Annotated in this window: 6 protein-coding genes and 1 pseudogene; all 7 read right to left on the bottom strand. The window is 32.5% G+C overall.

Annotated elements, in window-relative coordinates; all coding sequences use genetic code 11:
* The coding region (locus DWW81_RS12840) for a DUF4314 domain-containing protein (RefSeq protein WP_243004750.1) at positions 1 to 263 on the bottom strand (263 nt) is incomplete at its 3' end.
* Positions 264 to 772: 509 nt separating this feature from the next.
* Positions 773 to 886: pseudogene (locus tag DWW81_RS12835) on the bottom strand (transposase); the annotation flags it as partial.
* Positions 887 to 1122: 236 nt separating this feature from the next.
* On the bottom strand, positions 1123 to 1569 hold the full coding sequence (locus DWW81_RS12830) for a DUF2712 domain-containing protein (protein ID WP_117858034.1): 447 nt from the start codon (positions 1567 to 1569) through the stop codon (positions 1123 to 1125).
* A gap of 36 nt (positions 1570 to 1605) precedes the next feature.
* Complete coding sequence (locus DWW81_RS12825) at positions 1606 to 2241, bottom strand: ABC transporter ATP-binding protein (protein WP_117858032.1); 636 nt, start codon at positions 2239 to 2241, stop codon at positions 1606 to 1608.
* Between the two features lie 11 nt (positions 2242 to 2252).
* Positions 2253 to 2954, bottom strand: a complete 702-nt coding sequence (locus DWW81_RS12820; RefSeq protein WP_178182405.1) for a DUF2705 family protein — start codon at positions 2952 to 2954, stop codon at positions 2253 to 2255.
* Positions 2955 to 3807: 853 nt separating this feature from the next.
* A complete protein-coding gene (locus DWW81_RS12810) occupies positions 3808 to 4593 on the bottom strand; it encodes a hypothetical protein (protein WP_117858025.1) in 786 nt (261 codons plus the stop codon).
* A gap of 377 nt (positions 4594 to 4970) precedes the next feature.
* A partial coding sequence (locus DWW81_RS13335) for a prealbumin-like fold domain-containing protein (protein WP_181982754.1) occupies positions 4971 to 5531 on the bottom strand: 561 nt, incomplete at its 5' end.

The raw sequence follows: 5531 nt of genomic DNA, 5'->3' as shown, positions 1-5531 counted from the left end.
TGCCTTTGCGTATCATTCAGAGCCTGTTCCTGAGCGATTTTATGGAACTTATCCACATCGGGGATAACCCCAAGCGTTCTTCCGTTGTCAAATTTACAATGCAGAGTTACTGCATCGTCCACAAATTGAACTATGCCTTTAGTACCTGGTGGAATCGGACGGGGATCGTTATCCATACTGTCAAGGCATATCCGAGTTCCTTCGGGATATCTCTGCCTGAGCATTTCTACCTTCTTTTCGTTGTAAATCATATTCTGCCTCACATCGTCATTCCCATATCGGGTCTTTGGTCATATCATCGGTCTGACTGCTGTTTATTTCTTACTTGATCACCTCCAGTCGTTTTAGATTCCCTTTTTATAGTATATTTGTTATCAAGCCTCCTTTGAAACAAAAAAGATCGCTTTGTCGTTTATCACATTTCGTGATATTTGACAAAACAGCCTTCTAAACTTTGTGAATGTTTTTTCATAAAAAAATCGGCAGGCTCAGAGCGAAATCTGCTCAAAGTCTGCCGATCTGTTGGATATTTTTTCGTTGTGTAGGGTTCAAACCCCTTCGGTCGGTGAAAATCATGAAAAAGCATCCATGGTTTTACACTAAAAATTTTCGGCTGGAAAACATGAAAAAAGCCCGTATTTACGGGCTTTTAAGGGTGAACATTCATTTAGTCTCACCAATATGTATAATTGCTATCAAATTTGCATATTAGTTTATCACCGATATAGACCTGATTGCTTTCACAGAACTAGGTCCCAGTTTCTCAGCGGCATCGTACAGAAAAATGTACAGCATCAATAAATATAATGGAATAAACCTCGTTAAGAGGACGTTTCTGCCAGTCCTCTATCTGCGGAAGGAGGCGGTCTGTGATATCGGATACCATACTCCTCGAGCAGCATTCCGATGATGTTCTTTTTTCCTTCGCTCATTGGTTCTCTTTTTCTTCTTCCCATAAAAAATCAGCCTCCTGTGTTATTTTTATTATATCACAGTTGACTGACTTTTTACAGACTTTTCTTCAGAGGGTCTGTTTAAGTGGGAAATGAGATCACTTTATGAGTAAAAATATGTTCATTTGTAATAATACTTTATATTTGATTGTTTTTGCTTACTATTTTTTTATAAATATACACCTGTTTCTTCATCCCAATATCCAGTTACAGTATATGTTTTAGAAGACATAAAATTATTATTTTCAGCAGTAAGATAAACATTTATATGATCGCCATTATCATTTGCTCTCTTATATCGTGCAGAATCTCCTTGTTTTATAGAATATTCTGAACTTGCACTTCTACCATTTTTGTTTACTATCCAAAAATTTGTAATAGTATGTTGACCTTCACCAGATTTACTCATTTGTACTTTCCAACTATTAGAGTTATCACTTGTATTCCTGAATTCTGACTTAGGAGCTTGTGCATTATCTACACTACCCTGAATTCTAAAAGAAAAACCTATATTATTATCTTTATATGCTGCAAATACACTTGGAATCATTAAAGTTGATACTGCAACAACACACATACTAATGCTTATAACTTTCTTCTTTAAACTATTTTTCATTTTAAAAGCCTTCCAATTTATTACAAAAACATATTATTACTTACGCTGAAATCTACCATTGGAAACTGATATAACTGTATCGGACAAAAGCGAAATATCCTCTTTATTATGACTTGCAATGATTATAAGCTTGTTTTTTTTCTTTTGTTCTAACAGGATTCTTCTGACATCATTGACACCATCTTCATCCAGAGCGTTTGTAGGCTCATCCAAAAGGAGAATGTCAGGATCTTCAAATAATGCCTGAGCAATACTTAATCGTTGTTTCATTCCCAGTGAAAAAGTTTTTACTTTTTTCTTGCTGTCGGGGTCGAGTCCTACTGATTTTATTGCAGATTTTATCATATTATCATTAGCTGTATTTTTTATTTCTGAAAGCATTTTCAGGTTATCAAAAGCTGAAAAATTAGGCAAAAGGTCTGTATTTTCTATAATTATGCCACAGCTTTCAGGGAAAGAAATATCCTTATGCAACTGCTTGCCATCAATTATTACTTTGCCGCTGTCAGGAAAAATCAAGCCGCAAATGGCACGCAAAAGCATAGTTTTTCCACTGCCGTTTCTGCCAACAAGTCCGTAAACATGACCACTTTCAAAAGTCAGATTTACATTATCAAGAATCTTATTATTCTTTATTGTTTTGGATAAATTCTCTATAATTATTTCAGACATTGCATATCCTCCTAAAAGATATCTTTTTGTTTTATGATTTTCCTGCATAAAAAAATACATACAATAATTGCAAAAGCCAAAATTAAATATAAAATGTATAAATCTACAAAATCAGCTGATATTAAATCTGTCCGGTTTTTCATTGAAAAGTTTGTAGTTAAAAACAGTAACGGAAAATATTGCTCCTTTTCAATAAAGTATCCACCCAGAATTGTGGAAACTATGTAGTATGAAAAAGCTGTAATTACGCCTGCAAATGATGAAAACTTCAGTTCAACCAATATTTGCAGTATACTGATAAAGAACAATGATAAAATGCTTGTGAAAATATAATTTGAAATATCTGCAACTGTAAAATCAATAATTTTTTCGTTGCGGATAAATAATAAAAAAGCATAGATAATTATCCGGGTCAGGCAAAATACACATACTGACAAGAATGATTTCAGAATTATTTTCCCAAGAATTAAAGTTCTTTTTTTATATCGCAAAAGCTCATACTTTCCATAACCATAAAGGTATTTTTCACAATTGCCAAATAAATTGAAAACAACCAGTGAAATAAACAGAAAATCCGATGCAACAAGCATATTGCTGTTTCTGATATTTACCCCTTCAATTAAACCTAAAAGACCTCTGCTGGGAAGAGAGTTTTGCATAAAAAGTGCCGAAAGAAAAATTATCGGAATATATAATAACATTTTTTTTAACATAGTGTGAGTCCCCTGCTTCATTGAAACGTCAGAAGTGGGCATATATCTCTCACTGACAAGAAGCAATCCATAAGTATTGAAATTTCAAATAGTGATGAGATTTACTTATCATTAGATCAGATACTTCTGTTCTTATTTAAATAATTACAAAACATCTCTATTCTTTATTTTGATTTTATTCAGAATTACAAACACAATTATTATTGGAACAAACATCAGAACATCTGAAACTATATTCAAATTTTTCATATCTGTATTATAATATTTGGTGCAGACAAGTGTAAAAAATATAGGTGTATTAAGATGCAGTAGTTTATAAATAAACATCATAACAGAATTAACTATAAATACAAGAATACCGCTTAAAATAGAATTTAATGTAATGTAGTACAGAAATATCATAATTTGACTTGTCAACAGATAATAAAGAACATATGCTGAAAATTGCAGAGCAAAAATATCAAAAAAGTTTATTTGAAATAGTATATTTTTACTAAAATTCACACACATAAAAATCAAATGTGGCAGGCAAAAGGCAACTGAAAACATAACAGAGCAAAAAATTGAATTTATCAGATTTTTATTTCCAATCTTTTCTCTTGAAATTCGAATAACATTCTGACAATTAAGCTTCAAGAGAGTACTACCAAACAGAAATGCAAACAATAATGTATAAATTGTTGCTGTGTTGTTATACCACAAATATCCGGCAGTGTTCACTGTATTATCAATTGCATCTTTAATTAAATTATCTCCATTTGCCATGGATATATATTTGTTTTTCCTTTCAACAGTAAAGTGATAGAACAAAAAGAAAATAAATGTCAGTAAAAAATATATGTAATGTTTTTTCTTATATTTCATCTTTGTTTCTTAACCCCATAAAATAAGTAACTATAAAAACCATCAATACAGTAGCTGAAAATATAATTAAGCCTGAAAGATAATGATTAAATCCGTACTCAGTAAAAGGTTGTATGGAATTTCCGACACCGTAGGGAAAAATTGCCTGAATTATCCAAACAAAAAATGAAACAGGGTAAGCTATATAATGATTTCTGAAAATAATTGAAAAGCATAATCCTAAAACACTACAAAGACCACAGACGAAGCAGTAGGTTATTATATAAATAAAATAGTAAATATATGGGTGGTTATAGCCAAATATAAACCATTTATTCATATCATGATAGTATTCCTCCATGCCTCCGAACGAACTTCCGCTATGAAAAAAAATTATGCACAATAAGAAATTCAAAAGCAGAGAGAAAAACATTATTACAGACGGAACAATTGCTGCAATTTTAAATTTTGTTTTGTAATACTCTTTTTTTCCTACTCTCATTATCAGACATTTTAAATAGCCACTGTTTCTATCGGTTGTATAACTATCCGCATATAAAAGCAAGAAATATAATGGCAATATAAAAGAAAGCAGTATTTGTGTAAAATGCCCCATTGTTGAACCTGACAAAAAGCTTGTAAAAGCAGGGTGATTTTCAGGGTCAAAAGAACCAAATAAAATAATGTCATTATAAATATGTTGAATAAAATCTATTAATGGCAGCAAAAACATCAATAAAATAATTAATCTGCCCTTTGTACTTTTGAAAATTCGCATTAATTCACATTTTATCATTTTATCACCTTTAAAACAGAATAAGCATTAAATGAGACACTATATTGTCTAATTCATTAAGTATATTCCAAAAGTCGGCAATTGTCAATGGTGTTTTTTACAAATAAGCAAACAAATTATTTGTATTTTTTGGACATTATGTGTTGATTTTATGTAAGCGTAAAATAAATCCACGACTTCCAAACAATTGAACTTTGGTGTATAATAAAGTCCAAGCAACTCTATAGAGCGGATGAGAAAATCTAAGTTAGTCTATAGAGTGCATTGTGTACTGTAAAAAAATTAGAGTGGCAAATTTTATGCCATTCCCAACTAACGTTTTTATCACAGTTGATTAATTTACAGAGATTTTTTCGCAGAGCCATCTCGCACTGTCGTTACCCTACCCTCAGATCATCAAATACCGCAATGCCTTTTGCATTGGTTTTATCAGTTTCGGCAAGAGATTTACCGTTATAGGTATAGGATATCTTGAACTCCCTGCCGCTGATTATGCCATCCTCGGCAGTTTTGTTAATTTTGATTGTTCCTGTTTCATAGTCCTCTTTCACCTTGTTTTTTCCTGCTTTGATTGTATATACGGTCGGATCAACTGAATAACCTGTTGGAGCCTTCAATTCCTTTGCGTAATAAGTCTTGTTTGGCAGCTTTACAGAGCCTTTTCCATTGCTGCCGATTTTGATTTTGGCAACCTTGTTTTTGCAGGATTTATCGCTGTAGATTCCATATACCGCAGTAGAATTATCAACGCTTGATTTTCCCACAAGATCACCGTTTGTATTATACTTATCTATCTCAAAAGTCACATCGGTCTTTGTGATCCTAAAAGCCGACATATTCATAGCGGTCGCTGTTTTACCGTCGGCCTTGTTATTAATTACAACGCCCTCAGAGCCGTTAGCCTCAATTCTCCAATGAGTACCGCCTGCACCTTTTCC

This window comes from Ruminococcus sp. AF17-1AC, from assembly GCF_003461385.1.
Taxonomy (GTDB): Bacteria; Bacillota; Clostridia; order Oscillospirales; family Ruminococcaceae; genus Hominimerdicola; species Hominimerdicola aceti.
Note: the sequence above shows the minus strand (reverse complement) of the source record. Positions and strands in the feature narration are given on the sequence as shown.

Excerpts from the sequence above, each read along its gene's own strand:
- DWW81_RS12810 (WP_117858025.1), bottom strand. The coding sequence starts at position 4,593 with ATGATAAAATGTGAATTAATGCGAATTTTCAAAAGTACAAAGGGCAGA.
- DWW81_RS12825 (WP_117858032.1), bottom strand. The coding sequence starts at position 2,241 with ATGTCTGAAATAATTATAGAGAATTTATCCAAAACAATAAAGAATAAT.
- DWW81_RS12820 (WP_178182405.1), bottom strand. The coding sequence starts at position 2,954 with ATGTTAAAAAAAATGTTATTATATATTCCGATAATTTTTCTTTCGGCA.
- DWW81_RS12830 (WP_117858034.1), bottom strand. The coding sequence starts at position 1,569 with ATGAAAAATAGTTTAAAGAAGAAAGTTATAAGCATTAGTATGTGTGTT.